We start from the raw sequence: 18409 nt of genomic DNA, 5'->3' as shown, positions 1-18409 counted from the left end.
TTTTATCTCTGACGATGAAGCCAATCAGGTTTTACTGGCGGGTTTAGATGCAAAGCCCTTAGGTGAGGCACGCACCATTGATTTTAAAACCGGTTGTCGTGAGCAATTTTGGATGAAAAACTGTATCGCACTGGGTTTGTCAGGCGGCTTTCTTGAGCCACTAGAATCCACTTCGATTTTTCTTATCCAACAAGGGATCGTGAGGTTTATTGGGCTTTACCCTGATGGCAAGCTCTCTAGCATATTACAAAATGAATATAACCGTTTAATGACTCGGGAATTCACTCAGGTAAGAGATTTTATTATTTTGCATTATCACGCCACACAACGGGACGATAGCCCCTTTTGGAATTACTGTCGCACCATGCCAATTCCCGATAGCCTGCAACATAAAATTGAATTATTCAGAGCTGGCGGACGGGTGTTTCGTGATGATCAGGAGTTATTTTCAAAAGCGAGTTGGACGGCCGTTATGCTGGGGCAACATATTGAGCCTGAAGTATATGAACCCATTTTAAGTGGTATCCCTGTCAGCGATATCCAACGTAGTCTTGATTCAATGAATAGCGCCATGAAACAGGCGGTAAGTCGCCTGCCCACTCATGGCGAATTTATTCACCAATATGCAAATGGAGTAAACTTTTGAAGCACAACAATATTAAAAGCGTCGTTATTGTTGGCGGTGGTACTGCCGGCTGGATGGCCGCGGCCGCGCTGTCAAAATCATTAGGCACTAAAGACATCAACATTCAACTCGTTGAGTCAGAAGAAATTGGTACTGTGGGTGTTGGCGAAGCCACCATACCCCATATTAAATATTTCAATCGTTTAGCGGGTATTGAAGAAAGTGAGTTTCTGCTGCACACCAGTGCAACCTTTAAGCTGGGTATTGAGTTTGTCAATTGGGGAAAACTCGGTGATAGTTATATTCACCCCTTTGGCCCCTATGGCGTAGACATGCAAGGGGTGCACTTTCATCATACTTGGCTGCGTCAAAAGCACAAAGGCACCGCAAAACCAGTAGACGAATTTAGCTTACCCGGCTTAGCCGCCAAAGCAGGTAAATTTCAACACCCACGCCCTGATTTAACCTCATCACCTCTGGGTACTATGGATTATGCCTATCAGTTCGACGCGGCGCTGTACGCAAAATTAATGCGTAAAGTGGCAGAAGAACGCGGAGTCATACGCACAGAAGGCAAGATTGTTAAGGTAAAACAAAACCCTGCTAACCACCACATTGACAGTCTTGAACTTGACAACGGCAGCATTGTCAGTGGTGACCTGTTTATTGACTGCTCGGGTTTTAAAGGCCTGTTAATCGAAGAAACCCTAAAAACCGGCTATGAAGATTGGACCCATTATTTACCCTGCGATCGTGCAGTAGCAAGACTAACAGAACGTTTACCTGAGCTGCCACCTTATACCCGCGCAACCGCCAAAAAGTCCGGTTGGCAATGGCGTATACCTTTGCAGTCACGCACCGGCAACGGTTATGTGTATAGCAGTCAATTTATAAGTGACGACGAAGCCCTAGCCAGTCTTAATGCAGATCTGGATACCCCCGTCATTGCAGAGCCCAAATTTTTGCGTTTTAAAACCGGCATCCGCAAACAAACATGGAATAAAAATGTGGTCGCCATTGGCCTTGCTGCGGGCTTTTTAGAACCACTGGAATCCACTTCAATTCACTTAATTCAAACCGCCATTGCAAGGCTGATGACTAACTGGCCGGATAGCTCCTTCAACCAACCAGATATCGATTATTTCAATCGAAAAACCTATGCAGAATACGAAAAAGTGCGGGATTTTTTGATTTTGCACTACTACGCCACGGCACGTAACGACAGCCCTTTTTGGAACTACTGCCGTACTATGGAAATTCCAAAATCCCTAGAAGAACGTATTGCTATCTATAAAGAAAACGCCCGTCTCTATCGCGACGATCTAGAACTCTTTACCCCAGTGAGTTGGTTTGCAGTATTCAATGGCCAAAATATAGAGCCAAAACGCTATCATCCATTGGCCGACATACTTGACGATAACAGTCTGGAATTGCGTATGGCAGAACTACATCGCGCCACCCAACGATGTGTAGAAGTGATGCCGTCGCACGAACAGTATCTTAAAGACGTTTGTAAGTAGCCTTATGTATTGTTGTCATCCATGTAGATTAGCGCTATAAATTTCAGGACAATTAAATGCTCAGGAGAATGCCGTGTTCAATTCATTTTTACATGTTGTGACGCTAAAAAAATGTCTGCTTTCGTTTTTATATTTACTGATATTGACCTCAACCAATGTTAAATCTCAACAAAGCAGTCAAGCTGAAAATGCTGAACTAGAAAAACAAGAAATTGAAAGGATAGTGGTAAGTGGCGGTAATTTGGATGCGGCTAACCGCGCGTTTTATGCAGGTGACTTTGTACTCGCTGAAATCGAATTTAAGCAAAATGCCAAATGCGCGTTAAGAATGGAGCGCAACAAACAAGCCTTTGTGAGTGGTATGCAAACTTCGGCAATTAATAGCGCATTGCAAAGCACTGCCTCTATCCAAAGGGGCGCGTCATCACAAGGTAATTCCGTCGCTAATTCATCCGGCCCCACTAGCAGTATCAATGGGAAGTTAGCCAACCGAGAAGAAAGTAGCACCGTACCCGAACACACCTGCGCCGATCGTGGATATCAGCTTTACATGTTAGGACTTTCTCAAATCCAACTGGGTCGCCCCGCCGAAGCAGAAAAAAACCTAAAAACCGCAACCTTTTTAAATCGAAATATCTACGACGCCCACTACCGCTTGGCACTCATGCAGTTGCTGCGTAATGATAAAAAAAGTGCTGAGGAACGTCTGGCCAATATCCAGGAAATACACGAAAAATGCGGCGATTGTAATGGCAGTGACGAGATCACAGCCAGAATAGACTTTCTTGAAAAAGCACTTTCTGGAGAGATTAAACTCAATTAATAAAAAGCTTATTGAACTAGAAATTTATAAGTGTGGAGAATGTATAAACCGACTTAGAAAACGAACAAAAAACCTTTTTGACTTTTCTCTTTGGAATAGATACAAAAAAGCCCTGAAAATTCAGGGCTTTATTATATGGTTGCGGGAGCAGGATTTGAACCTACGACCTTCGGGTTATGAGCCCGACGAGCTACCAGACTGCTCCATCCCGCGTCTGAAATCTGCCTTCGTTGTAATAAAAATTCAAGTGGTTGCGGGAGCAGGATTTGAACCTACGACCTTCGGGTTATGAGCCCGACGAGCTACCAGACTGCTCCATCCCGCGCCTGAATTTTCACTTTAAAAGCGCTTTTTAAATAAGCCTCTTTCGAAGGAGCGCGTATTATACATAGGGCTCTGTAAGGTGCAAGTTGCTTAGTTAAATAAACTCATTAAATTAGCATTTTTACGTTTGTTTGCTTATTAAACAAGCATGCCGTTGTATTTTTGTACGTTGTTTAAAATAGCTCAATACAAAAGCTCCATTTTAGCCGCCAATTTAAAATCTAATTCGCTGATCCCACCGGCATCATGAGTAGTGAGTTTGATCTCTACTTTGTTGTATACGTTAAACCATTCTGGGTGATGATTGAGTTTTTCAGCCCATATTGCGATTTGACTCATCCAACCGAAGGCACGAATAAAACTTTTAAATTTAAAGGTTTTGGCTAACTTATCTTCTACTATTGTCCACTTTTGCTCGTCATCTAAATTGGCATTGAGCTCTAATAAAGCCTGTGCAATTTGAGCGGGGTTATACTTTTGCATTGTCGTTCTCCTCTTTGCGACGAATAATTTATAATAATTCCATACTGCTTTGTTAAGTATGGGGATGAACCCACAGCATTAAAGACAAGGGCATAAAATGTATGTTTAGCCATTGTGCAGTTTTCGCTACAAAGTAGAGCTTCTCAAATAACAGTTAAAAAAATCCCCGAATAAACCGGGGATTTTAGTTTTTCTTAATCGTAAAGCTTATTCAAAGTTAACTGTTAACTCGATACCGTACACTCGTCCTTTAGCTAAAGGTGAAAAGGTTCCACCCAGTGGTAATGGACCTAACATCGCTGGTAACTGAGTATCACCACCATGTTTAACTTCGTTTAGTAAGTTTTTACCATAAAGACCAACTACCCACTTGCCATCATTTGAATAAAAATCAAATCCAGCATCAACGATACGTTGTTCATCAATATAACCAAGATTGTTATCGGTATACATTGACTTATCCCGGTAAGAATAACTGACTCTAGACACCACTTCGCCCCAGTTATTGATCTCTGTAGTATGGTTTAAACCAAAGCTATAGGTCAGCTTAGGTGCACGTGGCAGCTCAAGATCTTTATCTTTGTCATTCACTACACCGTCACTATTCAGATCAAACTGAACGCTGTCATAACTGGCGTTGGTATAGCCCATAGAAATGTTGGTACGTAAGGCATCAGTCAGTTTGTACATCAAATCAAATTCGGCGCCGTAAATGGTGGCATCTGCAGTGTTTTTAATAACTTGCACTACACCGGCTATCGGATCAGCAAGATTCACTTCACGTTGCATATCGTCAATTTGATTGTGGAATAACGCGGCGCTGAAGCGGCCATTTGCTAAGCTCTTTTTGTAGCCCAGTTCAAAGTTGTCCACTTGCTCTTGGTCAAACGGACCAGGTCCAAGATTAACTGTATCAATCGCAGTGTTTCTTAAGTTATAACCACCAGAACGAAAACCACGAGTCCAATGGCCATAAATGTTGGTACTGCGGTTGACCTTGTACGATGTGCCAATTTTGGGTGACACACTGTTCCAAGAATTGTCATCAATAAAATCAAAGGGGCAAGTACCATCGATTACCGAACAGGGTGCGTTAACATTACGTACTAAGGAGGCAATCTCTACATCTTTTTTCTCCTTGGTGTAACGTAAACCAAAATTGACTGACCATTGCTCGTTGATGTCATAATCAGCTGCGGCAAATATAGCGGCCGTGGTAACTTCATAATTACCACCACCATTTTGGGTTAATGCTGGTGCTACTCCACCGGTTGCTATACCCAGAAGATCACGTCTTTCATGTAATTGCATCGAATTAGTAAAATAGTACAGTCCGGTCGTTACATTGGTTTTACCAAACTGGCCGTTGTAACGTAACTCGTTGCTAAATTGCTCGGTATTTAACATTGCAGGCGCATGAAAAAACCATTGTGGAGTAGAATCGATGTCACTGTTTGATTCCGCCGAAAAATCACGCCAACCAAAGATGTTGGTAATCGTACCTTGACCCAAAGCGACTTTTATATTGGTTTCAGTGTTAAAAAAGTGAGACTCAGTATTCGAAAACCCTTCTTCGTCTACCGCAAAATCAAAGGAATCACGATCATAATTAGCCCACATACTGGGCTGACCTAAACCATTAGTATGATTTTGGGCCGCCGGGCCTGGATCTTCTGAATCCTGATATTCGTAACGAAAAATCCACTCGACATCATCGCTCGCTTGCCACGTGACGACTGGACGAACCATTAAGGTTTTTGACTCACCAAAGGCTTCATCAGTCGCCAGGTTTTTAAACCAGCCTTCATCTTTATTGTTGTACACCGTCAACTTTGCGCTAACGGAATCAGATAAGGCTCCGCTCACTGAACCCATTAAATAGAAATTTGGCTTTTCACCTCCACCTTCTACGGCTGTGCGTATTGTTGCTTCAAAACGATCAGAGGGTTTTTTAGTATTAATTAATACCGCACCGCCGGTTACGTTACGGCCAAACAAGATCCCTTGTGGGCCCCTGAGAACTTCAATACTGGCGATATCAAAGGTATCAAAAATAATCCCGGCGTTAACTCCCATATAAACACCATCAACAAACACACCAACTGTTGGGTCAATTGAAGCAATAGAACTGTTAATACCGATGCCACGAATTGAAAAGTTAGCGGTGCGAGCGGTGGTACCTAAATCATCAAAGGATACGTTTGGGATACCCACAGCTAAGCTGGTTAAACTTCTGACTTTTTGCGCTTCTATTTGCTCTGCCCCCATAGCAGTAATAGATAATGGTACGTTCTGTAAGGTTTCTGTACGCTTACGCGCCGTCACCATGATGGTTTCGAATTCGTCTTCTTCATCAACTTGTGTTTGTTCTTGTGCTATAGCAAGCTGCTGCGCGAATGCCAACTGTGAAATAATTGCGACAGAAAGCAGACTTAATTTTGTTTTTAGTTTCATGATGTATCCCAATTCGTGAGTTATCAGATATTAACCGTGTAATTCACTAACCAAGCTCAAACCTCGTTCCACAACTACTGAAGCTCAAACACACAAGTAATTCCGATAATGTTGTTATGTCATGGGGTTATTGAACAATCGGACCTTACCAAATATCCATTCCCTAGTTCATAGTAGGGGGCGAACTCAATCATGTAAATTATTTGTTATTGATATGTAAACATCAGTACTGATTATGGTCTGACCTGATTAGCTCATGCCAAAAGTAACAAGCTTGTTTAAGATAAAACGAATAGAACCAAAGCGCCGATAAGGATTTGATAAAGTAGTAGGCAGGTATATTGCATCAAGCCCAAGTTGATGCGATTACATTTTAAACAGCACAACTATAAGCTAAAGTTATTTAATTTGTGCCCCTAAGAGCAACATTAAAAAAGTACCTTTCATCGCAGGTTTCGCCCTGTGGGCTATTTCTACTTCGGTCTCAAAGTAAAATAATAGGCCTGAGGCTTTTTGTTCTACCTTGGCTAAGGTTGAAATAAAACGAATTTGATCATCCACTCGTACAGGTTCGAGAAAACGAATTTTATCCACACCGTAATTCAAAATAGTTGGATAGGCAGGATCAGGCACAAACATCTGGTAAAAAGCATTGGGCATTAAGGTCACACTTAAATAACCATGAGCTATGGTAGATTTAAAAGGACTCTCGTTAACACAGCGTAAGGGATCTACATGGATCCACTGTTTGTCTCCGGTCGCCTGTGCAAATAAATCAATGTCTGCTTGTGTAATTTTAAGCCAATCACTTTTAGTGAGCTGCTCACCAACACTCAATTCAGTTAATTTTTTAAGCATAATACTTCTACTCTGGTTAATTGCTCTTGTTAGTTATTGTGTCTAGCTTAGCTCTAGCTCAACTATCAACATAATGAATGTTGTGTATATTGATATATTGATTTTATTAATAATTAAAGGCTAATATCATCACACTGAATTATTGAGGAGCTTGTTTCATGAACTTAAATCGAATCGACCTTAATCTGTTCGCCGTATTTGATGCCATTTATACTGCTGGCAGTTTAACCAAAGCTGCAGACGTGTTGTGCATCACTCAACCGGCTGTGAGCAACTCTTTGGCCAGATTACGAGACATGCTTAACGACCCTCTGTTTGTGCGCACAGGTCACAGCATGACCCCAACCCCCGTTGCCCAGAATATTATTGGTCCAGCACGGGAAGCGTTAAACTTATTACGTAAAAGTGTCCAGCAAAGTCATATCTTTGATCCACTCAAGGCCGAAAAAACCTTCCACTTTGCCGCCAGAGATTTACTTGAAGTCAGCATCATGCCGAGGCTCACTGCCCTACTGCAAAAAAGCGCACCCAATATTTCGTTAACAAATTACGATTTGGAACGTAGCCATGTGGTATCAGCCATGGCCAGTGGACACTTGGATTTTTATGCCGATGCCTCGTCATTTAGTGATCCTCATCTGTGTAAACAAAAGATTGCCCAAGACAGGCTGATCGTGGTCGCCCGTAAAAATCATCCCGACTTGACCCATGGCATGACCATGGAAACTTTTTTACGTCTGGGCCACATCAATATATCCCACAGACGCAGTGGCGCAGGCCCTATTGAAGTAGCGATTGATAAGTTAGGTGCCAAACGTAATGTGGTATTACGCAGTCAACACTTTTTGACAGTGCCAAGCACCATAGTAAAAACCGACCTCATCGCCTGTTTACCCTATCATCTAGCCAAACACTACGACTTGTCCTTATACGAATTACCTTTTGAATTACCACAACTGGAGTATTTTTTATACTGGCATATGAGTGCCGACATGGACTATGCCCATATGTGGATGCGGGAGCAAATCGCTCAAGTCGCGATGGCTTATCATCCAAACTAAAGCATCGCGACGCGAGCGCAATCCATTGGGTTTTTCAGACGGCGTTCTTACCGCCCGACCATACTTTTTACCACCAGTCGTAAAAAATACTGGCTGACCATAGATGGCCATTCATAACCCGCATGGATGCAGGTAACTCCAGAGCATGCCCCGTCACGCAGCGATGCTTAATGTGCGCAGCACATACTTCTAGTCTTAGTGCCCGTTAACACATAAGGTTACCATTTTGCTGCTGCATCATTATCAGAGGCTTTGGCCTCGACCCAAAAATCACCTTTGGTGGTCATCTCTTTTTTCCAAAACGGTGCACGCATTTTTAAATAATCCATGATAAATTCGGCGGCGGCGAAGGCGGCGTTGCGGTGTTGGCTTGTTACTCCAACCATCACGATTTGTGCATTGGCATCAAGATGGCCTATGCGGTGGATTACGCTGACTTTGCCTAAGGGCCATTTGTCCCTTGCCTCTTGCACTATGGTTTGCAAGGCCTGTTCTGTCATGGCTGGGTAATGCTCTAAAAACATGCTTTTGATGTGTTTATCTTGGCTAAATTCCCTGACCAAACCGACAAACACCACCACGGCACCATCACTGACTTCCACATCGCGTAATCGCTGATATTCCACAGCCATATCAAAATCTGCGTTTTGTACCTTTATGTAATCAGGTTTATCAAAGGCTTTAGTCGTCATACTAACCTCCAGTTACCGGTGGAAATAAGGCAACTTCGTCGTGACTAGTTAATACGGTTTCATCTGTGGCCATGGTTTGATTAACGGCAACCAAACAGTTTCCCGAGTTAAGCAATTCTTGCCATAACTCGCCAGACTTAGCTAAGTGAACTCGCAAGGCTTGCACTGTAGGTTTATTCCCTAATGTGGTGAGATCCACACTTAATTGGTCAGTCTTTAGGCGTTCACGTAACTGACCAAAGAACAAAATGCTTAACATATTTTATGCCTCATTTTTTGCCTTCAAATGATCGCTTTTACCACCCGTTTTTTGCAGAACCTGTATGCCTGAAATCTGCATCGCAGGATCAACCGCTTTGCACATATCAAACAACGTTAAGGCCGCCACACTCACTGCCGTTAACGCTTCCATCTCAACCCCTGTTTGACCTGCAAGTTTGCACATGGCTTCTATTCTGACACTGTTGCGACTATCAATAAGTTCAAAATCCACCTGCACTTTCGTCAACATTAAGGGATGACATAAGGGGATAAGATCACTGCATTTTTTGGCGCCTTGGATTCCAGCGATACGGGCAACCGCCAATACATCGCCTTTTTTGTGCTGATTGTGTTTAAGCATGTCAAAGGCGGTGGCCGACATGCTAATAAACCCCTCTGCAATAGCAATGCGTTGCGTAACTGTTTTGTCGCTCACATCCACCATGGCAGCTTTACCTTGTTGGTCAACATGGGATAGTGCTTGATTACTAAATTCGGGATTGTTCATGGTCGCTTGCATTGTCATCTTAGCCTCTCGTTTCACAAGCCGGCTGAGCCGATTTTTTAAGATGCATCACAAAATTACAGGGTTTATGCAAGGAATTTAATTGTTGTTGCAAAATACCTGTCCAGCCAGTTTTACAAGCTCCTGTGGAACCGGGCAAACAAAATATAGCCGTGCCATTGGCCATGCCAGCAACTGCGCGTGACTGTACTGTCGAGGTGCCAATTTCATTAAAAGACAAATAGCGAAACAACTCACCAAAACCTTCAATGTCTTTGTCAAATAAGATGCTGAGTGCTTCTGGTGTAGTATCGCGAGCAGTAAAACCGGTACCGCCGGTGCATATCACCACTTGTACGTTTTCACTGGCGATCCAGCGTGATACCGCAGCGCGCAGTAAATATTTATCGTCTTTAACAATAAGATTTTCAACAATGTTATGGCCGTCTTCTTTTACTGCCTTAACTAAATAGGCTCCAGAGGTATCGGTTTCTGGCGTACGGGTATCAGAGACGGTTAATACTGCAATGTTTAAACTTTGTTTGGGTTGACTCGTTAAGGGACTAGCCATGGTTATACCTTATTTTTACTTATTTTAAATACTGAAAAGTAGACAGGCTCACACACAATGTTGTTGCCAGTCTTGGGGATTATTAATATTTACCAGTTGCTCATCATCCTGCCACGGCATCGAACGTGCGCCTAAGTGCGCCAATAAACGGCGGACTGACCAGTCTTTGCTTTGTAATTGCTGATTAAGCACGGTTAATAGTTTGTTTTGCTTGTGATGGTCAACGGGTAAATAGCAGGGTAAAAAACTATTATTGGCATAAGCGGCACATTGCTGCTGCTCACCAAACAACAGCAAACTTTCAAGTAGTCTGAGTGACAACTTAGGCATATCTACGGGTATAAAGAGGTAACCATTCACGGGCTGCAAGCCTGCTTGGTTTAACACTGCATGGATCCCCGACAGAGGACCACATTCAGGGATAATATCCTTAACGCCACCGGCGTAAGTATTGCTACTGATCACGACTTCACAATGTGCTAGTTGGGTTAACAAACTAATACTTTGCTGTAGCAAACTAGCCTGCAACTTAGACGAATAAAGCATGCTTTTATCCTGCCCCATACGGGATGACTTACCACCCGCCAAGACCACTGCAATTAATGCTGTATTAGCCACCAAGCATGGCCAAATGTTTAGTCGCGCCGGTATAACCATCTTGAAGCCAATGGGTAGCTTCTTTATTGCCCAGTAGATTAACGAGTTCACGTTGCAAACCCATTTCATCATTATTTTGCAAAAATGGCCGAATATCCAAACCTTGATCAGCAAATAAACACAGGTGTAATTTGCCCGTGGCAGCAATGCGTAAACGGTTACAGGTTGAGCAAAAATCTTTGCTGTAGGGCATGATCAAACCGATATTACCGGCATATTCAGGATGATAAAACTCTTGCGCAGGGCCCGCGGCTTTATCACGGATAATTTGCCCCCAGCCTTGTTGCAAAAGCTGCTGTTTTAAAGGCTCACCCGATACGTGATTTTCATTAAAAAAGCTTACATTGTCGCCCGTTTGCATTAATTCAATTAATCGCAAACTAATAGGCATGTGTTTGATCCACTTTAAAAAACCACCAAATTCAGCCTCATTATATTGGCGCATCAATACTGCATTCACTTTGACTTTAAGTCCCAAGGTTAAGGCTTTATCGATACCACCCAAAATAGACTCAAGTTTGTCATGGCCGGTAATAGAAGCAAACATACGTGGATCGAGACTATCTATACTGATATTGATGGAATCAAGACCTGCCGCTACCCACTCATCCACACATTTGTCGAGCTTATAACCGTTGCTAGTCATAGCTACGTGATCAATGCCCGGCGTTTTGGCACATTGTTCGATGATTTGGGGTAAATCTTTACGTAGGGAGGGCTCGCCACCGGTGAGGCGAATTTTACTGGTACCGAGTTTAGCAAAACTGTTCACCAAAGTAGTGATTTCAGGCAAGCTTAAAAAGTCGCGATCAGAGTCACAAGCGTAACCATCAGGCAAACAATAGGTGCAACTAAAATTGCACACATCAGTGATCGACAGCCGCAAATAATGAAAGCGGCGGCCAAATTTATCTTCTAACATAAGTAACACCTTTCCAAAGTAAAGCTTGCTGCTGCGAGCTTAGGGGAGGCTGGTCGATTTCTCTTGCAACCCTGGCAAAATCACAAATGTGAATTTTGCGGCCTACATACCTTGTCAAAGAGTTAGGTAAGCAGGCTCGGAGTTATTCCAATTGGCATAAACATCAATTAAGTTGATGTGCTATTTACGTTGTAACACAAATCCATTACACCGCACTAGAGAGAGGAACTAATTTAACACAATAAAATTTCTTTTAAGCTATACCCATAATACTTGAGGAGGGTAACGCTTTCATTGTGGCATGCAAGTTGAACTCTATTAAGATAAACGCCCAGCGTAGTTCGTACATTATTGAGTATTTAGCCGTTACCAAACGAGAAAACATATGCCTATGATTGAACAATTTATCAGTAAACACCGGCTCAGCAGCGGATTTGCACAAACCGCTAAACAATATTATATGCCCTTAGCTGAAAAAATTGCTTTGCACCATAATGTTGCAAACAGCACTTATTTTGTCGGTTTAAATGGTTGTCAGGGATCAGGAAAATCCACTCTTGCTGACTTTTTATGTGATTACCTGACTCAGCAAAAAAACTTAAAAGTAGTGGTGTTATCCTTGGATGATTTCTATTTTGAGCAACGTAAAAGACAGAGTTTAGCCCACACAGTGCATCCATTATTTGCGACTCGCGGCGTACCAGGCACTCATGACACTGCCAAGATGCTCGAGGTCCTAAATGCTTTGAGTGAGAAAAAACCTGCAGTTGCCATACCACGGTTTGATAAAAGTACTGACAATCCTTACCCAGAAACTGAGTGGCCTATTATCGATGGCCCTGTAGATGTGGTTATTGTTGAAGGGTGGTGCTGGGGTGTAGAAGCGCAAAATCCCGTTGAGTTATTTACTACTGCAAACGACTTAGAAGCAACAGAAGACCAGTTTGGTCTTTGGCGTCGTTATGTTAATCAACAACTCCTAAAAAACTATCAACCTTTATACGCCATGATGCACTATTGGCTGATGTTGAAAGCGCCGGACTTTTCCAATGTATATAACTGGCGTCTTGAGCAAGAACAAAAATTGATAGCCCGCAGCCTTAAGGGAGAGCGTGCAGGGCTGATGAACCCAGCACAAATAAAACGTTTTATTCAGTTTTATCAACGTTTGACTGAGCACGCTTTACTTACCTTGCCAAGTCAATGTGATGAGGTATTTAACTTGGATACTCAGCGTAAAATCGTGGCTCACATTGTCAAAGACACTGAACAGGAAAAATTTAATGTTGGCTAGTTTGCAGATAACAAGTCAACAAAATCCGCTCATTTTTACTGATTTAGATGGCACCTTGCTGGATCATGATGATTACAGTTTTGCCGCTGCCCAAGTCATGTTGAATAAACTGGCGCAGCGTAAAATCCCTGTTATTCCCAATACCAGTAAAACCCGAGCCGAGGTATTTAAACTCAGACAGGCTATGGCATTGCAAGGGCCATTTATTGTAGAAAACGGCGCCGCCGTTTATATGCCCACCGATTTTTTACCTGAGCAAGCTGCAGATACTCAAGAAATTGATGGCTATTGGTGTAAAACATTTGCTCCGCCCCGCAGCCAATGGATTGATCTGCTCGATGCACTGCAAGCTCAATATGGTGACTTGTTTCGACACTTCGCCGCCATGTCTATCGAGCAAGTCATGGCAGCCACAGGGCTTAATGCTGCTGATGCCCAACTTGCCAAACAACGAGAATTTGGCGAGCCCTTAGAATGGCTGGGTACAGCTACACAAAAAATCTCATTTATTAAAACACTGCAAGAGTTAGGCGCCAATCCAGTAGAAGGCGGGCGTTTTATGCATTTAAAAGGCGACACCGACAAGGGTTTAGCCATGCAGTGGTTAATAGAACAATGCCAGCAACAATTACCTGAGCATAACTGGGTATCTATTGCGCTAGGCGATGGTCAAAACGATGTTTCTATGTTGCAGATGGCTGATTATCCAGTGCGTATCGTATCGCCGGTTAATCCCCTGCCCGTGCTTAACAACAATAAACCTGTAATAACCAGTACCTTAAGTGGCCCTGCTGGTTGGGCCGAATGTTTGGAGTCCCTACTTTTTAGCTGAACTTGCACACAATTTTTTACCTAATGAACTGCCGAGGCAGTCAATGACTTTTAACTACTTGGAGGCAAAATGGCCGACTTTTATCAAAATGGCATCGTGACCACCTTGCACAACTTATCAGAGCGTCCTATTGACGAGCTGGAAAACGAACTGCTTACTTTTTCCCAAAAACGCCCTATGGGTTTAATTCTTCCTTCGCTATTTTCAGAACTTGAGGGTACAGCCCTCACCCACATTGTTGATGAATTATGTGATGTGCCTTATTTGTCGCAAATAGTGATTGGCTTAGACCGCGCCAACTTAGAGCAGTACAAACATGCCTTGGGTTTCTTTTCCCGTTTACCCCAACACCATCGCATTTTATGGAATGACGGCCCAAGATTAAAAGCCTTAGATGCCGAACTAGAAACCTTGGGCTTAGCCCCTAAAGAGCTGGGTAAAGGGCGTAATGTTTGGTATTGCATGGGTTACGTATTAGCATCCAATAAAGCCGAATCAGTAGCCTTACACGACTGTGACATACTGACCTATGAGCGTTCGTTGTTGGCTAAACTGATATATCCTGTGGCTAATCCGCAATTTAATTACGAGTTTTGTAAGGGATTTTACGCCCGAGTAGCCGATGGAAAAATTAATGGCCGTGTATCCCGTTTATTAGTCACTCCTTTATTACGCGCCCTCAAAAAAGTACTGGGGCCCAGTGCTTATTTGGATTATATGGACAGTTTCCGTTATCCACTGGCGGGTGAGTTTTCCTTTCGTAAAGATGTACTCAACGATATTCGCATTCCCAGCGATTGGGGTTTGGAGATTGGGGTATTATCGGAAATGCATCGCAACTACTCACCTAACCGCTTGTGTCAGGCCGATATCGCACAAAATTATGATCATAAACACCAAGACTTGTCAGCTCATGATGATCAAGGTGGTTTATCCAAAATGTCCATCGACATCACTAAATCATTACTGCGTAAACTGGCGACTCAAGGACAAACTTTTAGCATGGAGTCGTTTCGCACTCTTAAAGCAACCTATTACCGCATAGCGCTAGATTTTGTTGAGGCCTACCACAATGACGCCATCATCAATGGCTTAGATTTAGATATTCATAGTGAAGAAAAAGCCGTTGAATTGTTTGCGCAAAACATCATGAAAGCCGGCGAAAACTTTTTAGTTAACCCCATGGAAACCCCCTTTATGCCCTGTTGGAATCGCGTAGTCAGTGCTATGCCCGACGTACTGGAAAAGTTAAAAGAAGCAGTTGAAGCCGACTTTAATGAGTTTCAATCCAGCTAAATAAGAGGTTTGTTATGTTATCGATTTTTGAACAACTGCAAGAACGGGTAAACCATCACCTGCAAGTTATTTATGCCGAAATAGAATTGCCGGATTCTTTTGAAGAACTCACCCAGCAATTATTAGTGACCATGAATATCGACCACAGTGACAAAGTTCAAGTGCCCTTACGTCACCATAATAATTGGGATCAACAAGATGTTATGTTGATCACCTATGGCGATAGCATCGAACAAACAGATCAAAAACCCTTACAAACCTTGCATCACTTTTTGCAGGAATATTGTTTAGACATCATCAACTCTGTGCATATTCTGCCGTTTTTTCCTTATAGCTCAGATGATGGGTTTTCGGTTATCGACTATTCCAGTGTTAACGAGGCTTTAGGTAATTGGGATGATATCAGCGCTTTATGCAGTGATTTTCGTTTAATGTCGGATGTGGTGATCAATCATTGTTCTGCACGCAGTGCTTGGTTTAATAACTTCATTAAGGGCGAAGGTCCCGGTAGTGATTTTTTCTTTACTGCCTCACCGTTGGAAGACACATCTGAGGTTGTAAGGCCACGTACTTCTGACTTGTTGCGCTTAACCGAAACCGCTAATGGCGAAAAATACGTTTGGTGTACCTTTAGTCACGATCAGGTGGACTTTGATTTTCGTAACCCCAAGGTGCTGCTCGCCTTTGCATCCATTATCAAGCAATACCTCGATGTGGGCATTCGGGTTTTTCGCTTAGATGCGGTGGCGTTTTTATGGAAAAAACAGGGCACGAGTTGTATTAACCTCGAAGAAACCCATGAGGCTATTCGTTTGTTTCGTACCTTAATTGAACATACCGTGGCAGATGCAGTGATCATCACCGAAACCAATATTCCCAACCGCCAAAATCTCACTTATTTTGGTAATGCCAATGAAGCCCATGGTATTTATAATTTTTCGCTACCGCCCTTATTAGTTAATACCTTAGTCACCGGTAGCTGTCGCCACCTGAAAGCCTGGCTTGGCAGCATGCCACCAGCGCAAAATGGCACCTTCTTTTTTAATTTTATTGCCTCTCATGATGGCTTAGGACTTAGGCCTGCCGAAGGTTTATTAAACGATGGTGAGTTGTCAGCCTTAGTCAATACCATGCAAAATTTTGGTGGCCGTATTTCGTGGCGCAAGGCTGAAAATGGTGGGCAAAAAGCTTATGAAATCAATATTGCCTTATACGATGCCCTGCAAGGCACGGTTAAAGGACAAGACAAATGGGGCTTAGAGCGCTTTATTTGTGCCCACGCCATTATGTTCGGTTTAGAAGGTATTCCCGGCTTGTACATTCATAGTCTATTGGGTACCAACAATGACTACGAAAAAGTGCGTAATACCAGCCACAATCGTTCAATCAATCGGCATAAGTGGGATTATAAAAAACTCAAAGAAGCTCTCGACTCACCTTACAGCCAACATAGCAAAGTACTCAAACGTATGTCGCATTTGCTGGCAGTACGTAAAAAACAAGCGGCGTTTCACCCTAATGCCACCCAGTTCACCTTGCAATTAGGTGATCAGGTATTTGGTTTTTGGCGCCAAAGCTTAGACAGGCGTCAAAGTATATTTTGTATTTATAACATTAGTGATCAAGAACAAGTCATTCGCCTCAGTGACATCAATCTGATTGGTACAGACAGTTGGGTTGATTTACTAAGTGAACAAACGATTTGCCATGAGGATATAGAACTATTACTGACACCTTACCGTGCAGTGTGGATCAGTAATATCAACCAACCACACTAGTTGTTTTATGCCCGAGGGAATAGCTAAAGGCTATTCTTGTGGGCTTTTTTACCCAATGGTTGCTGTATGGGTTCAGGTTAAACCATTGGTAAATATGATAAAATTTTAAATATTAATAATATTGTCTGCCATAAGCCACAGTTTAATTCTCTTTCTCTCCTACATCTAAGCACCAACCTCAAAAAATCAATATAAGCTATTGTTTTAAATGGATATTTTAAGTTTGGCACAATCATTGATATAAGCTATTCGAACGCAGATGAAATAAACCTTTGAACATTGTTACCAGCTTATTCCATCTGTCTTTAACTACTCAACTTTACGGAGTTAACCTTATGAAAAAACTAGTAATTTTAGGTCTATGTGTTCTAGCTAGCACTGCAGTATTAGCCGACGATGAGTTGTTCATTTCATTAGATGCGGATAGCAATGGTTTGATCAGTATTACCGAAGCTGAAGCAGATTCTGACGTATCAGCACAATTTGCTGAACTGGATACCAATACCGATGGTTATCTATCAGCTGAAGAATTCGCTGAGTACTAAAAACTAAGTGCCCTTGTTAATACAAGGGCAAATTAAATAAACCATGTTTGGAGAAATATTATGAAAAAATTATTAATTTTAGGTCTATGTGCACTTGCTAGCACCGCAGTATTAGCAGACGAAGCGTTATTCACGCAACTCGACACAGATAGCGATGGTTTCATCAGTATTTCAGAATCAGTCGCAGACTCTGATGTATCAGCTAAATTTGCTGAACTGGATACCAACGTAGACGGATATCTATCAGCCGAAGAGTTTGCTAATTATTAATTATGCTGGCACTTAATTGAACTGCCCTTACCGCCACAAGGGCAGTTTATCTAAAACTTTGTAGCACGTATAAAAATAATCTCGGAGAAACCTTATGAAAAAACTAATGCTTTCAACTTTATTGATGTTAACCGCTGCCAGTGTTTTTGCTGCAGGCGATGCCTTTAGCATGTTAGATAGCAACAGCGATGGCCTGATCAGTCAGGACGAAGCGAAAGTAGACGATACGCTTACGGCAATTTTTGCGGATCTTGATATTAACCAAGATGGTTATTTGTCTAAATTGGAATTAGAAGTTAGAACTGAAAACTAGTTTGTTTTATTGACGTTTCACTCTAGTACCTTTGCCCTCTCCAGAGGGCTTTTTTTTAACACTTTTTAAACCTCTATGGGTAATTCTAGTTTAGCGCCCCACTCACTCCACGAACCATCATAAACCGACAAACTCATAAAACCCGCTTCGCTGGCAGCCAAAGCTAAAATACAAGCGGTTACGCCTGAGCCGCAACTAAAGATCATAGACTGTTGAAGATTAATATCACTAAACATCGTTTGTAACTCGGTCTTAGTTTTAAGCTTGCCGCCTTTGATACAGTCATTAAAAGGCAGATTAAACGAGCCAGGTATATGCCCAGAGC

General features: G+C 42.5%; 21 protein-coding genes, 2 tRNA genes and 1 riboswitch. Of the genes, 11 read left to right on the top strand and 12 right to left on the bottom strand.

The genetic code is table 11. The features are described from left to right. The 3 genes from AX660_RS16615 to AX660_RS16605 form a co-directional block, all read left to right on the top strand. Positions 1-646: tryptophan 7-halogenase (locus AX660_RS16615; RefSeq protein WP_162266428.1), on the top strand; the 646-nt coding region annotated here is incomplete at its 5' end. After that, positions 643-2145 carry a tryptophan halogenase family protein gene (locus AX660_RS16610; protein WP_068379163.1) on the top strand — a complete coding sequence of 501 codons (1503 nt, stop codon included), beginning with the start codon at positions 643-645 and terminating at the stop codon, positions 2143-2145. The genes AX660_RS16615 and AX660_RS16610, both read left to right, overlap by 4 nt. Before the next feature lie 73 nt (positions 2146-2218). Continuing rightward, positions 2219-2968 carry a tetratricopeptide repeat protein gene (locus AX660_RS16605; RefSeq protein WP_068379160.1) on the top strand — a complete coding sequence of 250 codons (750 nt, stop codon included), beginning with the start codon at positions 2219-2221 and terminating at the stop codon, positions 2966-2968. A 136-nt stretch (positions 2969-3104) separates the two neighbouring features. Here AX660_RS16605 and AX660_RS16600 read toward each other — a convergent pair. The 5 genes from AX660_RS16600 to AX660_RS16580 all read right to left on the bottom strand — a co-directional run bounded on the left by AX660_RS16600 (position 3105) and on the right by AX660_RS16580 (position 7087). Next, positions 3105-3181: transfer RNA gene (locus AX660_RS16600), tRNA-Met, on the bottom strand. A 35-nt stretch (positions 3182-3216) separates the two neighbouring features. Further along, positions 3217-3293, bottom strand: a tRNA-Met gene (locus tag AX660_RS16595). Between the two features lie 182 nt (positions 3294-3475). Continuing rightward, a complete protein-coding gene (locus AX660_RS16590; RefSeq protein WP_068379157.1) occupies positions 3476-3775 on the bottom strand; it encodes a 4a-hydroxytetrahydrobiopterin dehydratase in 300 nt (99 codons plus the stop codon). A gap of 207 nt (positions 3776-3982) precedes the next feature. Next, a complete protein-coding gene (locus AX660_RS16585) occupies positions 3983-6229 on the bottom strand; it encodes a TonB-dependent receptor (RefSeq protein ID WP_068379154.1) in 2247 nt (748 codons plus the stop codon). A gap of 399 nt (positions 6230-6628) precedes the next feature. Further along, on the bottom strand, positions 6629-7087 hold the full coding sequence (locus AX660_RS16580) for a MaoC family dehydratase (protein WP_068379150.1): 459 nt from the start codon (positions 7085-7087) through the stop codon (positions 6629-6631). A 158-nt stretch (positions 7088-7245) separates the two neighbouring features. Here AX660_RS16580 and AX660_RS16575 point away from each other — a divergent pair, with 158 nt between their 5' ends. Then, positions 7246-8148, top strand: coding sequence for a LysR family transcriptional regulator (locus AX660_RS16575; RefSeq protein WP_068379147.1), 903 nt, complete (start codon positions 7246-7248; stop codon positions 8146-8148). Between the two features lie 218 nt (positions 8149-8366). On the opposite strand, the gene moaE is transcribed toward AX660_RS16575, so the two are convergent. From moaE to moaA, 6 genes are all read right to left on the bottom strand, one after another. Further along, a complete protein-coding gene (moaE, locus tag AX660_RS16570) occupies positions 8367-8840 on the bottom strand; it encodes a molybdopterin synthase catalytic subunit MoaE (RefSeq protein ID WP_068379144.1) in 474 nt (157 codons plus the stop codon). Position 8841: 1 nt separating this feature from the next. After that, positions 8842-9099, bottom strand: coding sequence for a molybdopterin converting factor subunit 1 (moaD, locus tag AX660_RS16565; RefSeq protein ID WP_068379141.1), 258 nt, complete (start codon positions 9097-9099; stop codon positions 8842-8844). 3 nt (positions 9100-9102) lie between these two features. Beyond that, positions 9103-9627, bottom strand: coding sequence for a cyclic pyranopterin monophosphate synthase MoaC (gene moaC, locus AX660_RS16560; RefSeq protein WP_082768968.1), 525 nt, complete (start codon positions 9625-9627; stop codon positions 9103-9105). Between the two features lies 1 nt (position 9628). Next, positions 9629-10177 (bottom strand): molybdenum cofactor biosynthesis protein B, encoded by a 549-nt coding sequence (gene moaB / locus AX660_RS16555; protein WP_068379138.1) that lies wholly within the window; start codon positions 10175-10177, stop codon positions 9629-9631. A 48-nt stretch (positions 10178-10225) separates the two neighbouring features. Then, positions 10226-10795, bottom strand: a complete 570-nt coding sequence (mobA, locus tag AX660_RS16550) for a molybdenum cofactor guanylyltransferase (RefSeq protein WP_157884347.1) — start codon at positions 10793-10795, stop codon at positions 10226-10228. After that, positions 10788-11756: a GTP 3',8-cyclase MoaA gene (moaA, locus tag AX660_RS16545; RefSeq protein ID WP_068379132.1), complete on the bottom strand. Its 969-nt coding sequence runs from the start codon at positions 11754-11756 to the stop codon at positions 10788-10790. Before moaA ends, mobA begins: the two co-directional genes overlap by 8 nt. Beyond that, a riboswitch (molybdenum cofactor riboswitch) is annotated at positions 11747-11910 on the bottom strand. It overlaps the preceding gene by 10 nt. Positions 11911-12141: 231 nt before the next feature. On the opposite strand from moaA, the gene AX660_RS16540 reads away from it, so the two are divergent. The 7 genes from AX660_RS16540 to AX660_RS16510 all read left to right on the top strand — a co-directional run bounded on the left by AX660_RS16540 (position 12142) and on the right by AX660_RS16510 (position 18084). Beyond that, positions 12142-13050, top strand: coding sequence for a kinase (locus AX660_RS16540; RefSeq protein ID WP_327082861.1), 909 nt, complete (start codon positions 12142-12144; stop codon positions 13048-13050). Then, entirely contained in the window at positions 13040-13882 is an 843-nt protein-coding gene (locus AX660_RS16535) for an HAD-IIB family hydrolase (protein ID WP_068379129.1), read from the top strand. Before AX660_RS16540 ends, AX660_RS16535 begins: the two co-directional genes overlap by 11 nt. Positions 13883-13951: 69 nt before the next feature. Then, positions 13952-15178 (top strand): glycosyltransferase family protein, encoded by a 1227-nt coding sequence (locus AX660_RS16530; RefSeq protein WP_068379126.1) that lies wholly within the window; start codon positions 13952-13954, stop codon positions 15176-15178. Between the two features lie 14 nt (positions 15179-15192). Next, positions 15193-16956 carry a sugar phosphorylase gene (locus tag AX660_RS16525; protein WP_068379123.1) on the top strand — a complete coding sequence of 588 codons (1764 nt, stop codon included), beginning with the start codon at positions 15193-15195 and terminating at the stop codon, positions 16954-16956. Between the two features lie 335 nt (positions 16957-17291). Next, positions 17292-17501 carry an EF-hand domain-containing protein gene (locus AX660_RS16520; RefSeq protein ID WP_068379121.1) on the top strand — a complete coding sequence of 70 codons (210 nt, stop codon included), beginning with the start codon at positions 17292-17294 and terminating at the stop codon, positions 17499-17501. A gap of 60 nt (positions 17502-17561) precedes the next feature. Beyond that, complete coding sequence (locus tag AX660_RS16515; RefSeq protein ID WP_068379118.1) at positions 17562-17771, top strand: EF-hand domain-containing protein; 210 nt, start codon at positions 17562-17564, stop codon at positions 17769-17771. 94 nt (positions 17772-17865) lie between these two features. Further along, complete coding sequence (locus AX660_RS16510; RefSeq protein WP_068379115.1) at positions 17866-18084, top strand: EF-hand domain-containing protein; 219 nt, start codon at positions 17866-17868, stop codon at positions 18082-18084. A 65-nt stretch (positions 18085-18149) separates the two neighbouring features. Here the strand turns inward: AX660_RS16510 and AX660_RS16505 are convergent. Then, on the bottom strand, positions 18150-18409 hold a 260-nt coding region (locus AX660_RS16505), incomplete at its 5' end, for a rhodanese-like domain-containing protein (RefSeq protein WP_268801387.1).

This window comes from Paraglaciecola hydrolytica, assembly GCF_001565895.1.
Lineage (GTDB): Bacteria > Pseudomonadota > Gammaproteobacteria > Enterobacterales > Alteromonadaceae > Paraglaciecola > Paraglaciecola hydrolytica.
This window is presented reverse-complemented; position numbering and strand designations above follow the sequence as displayed.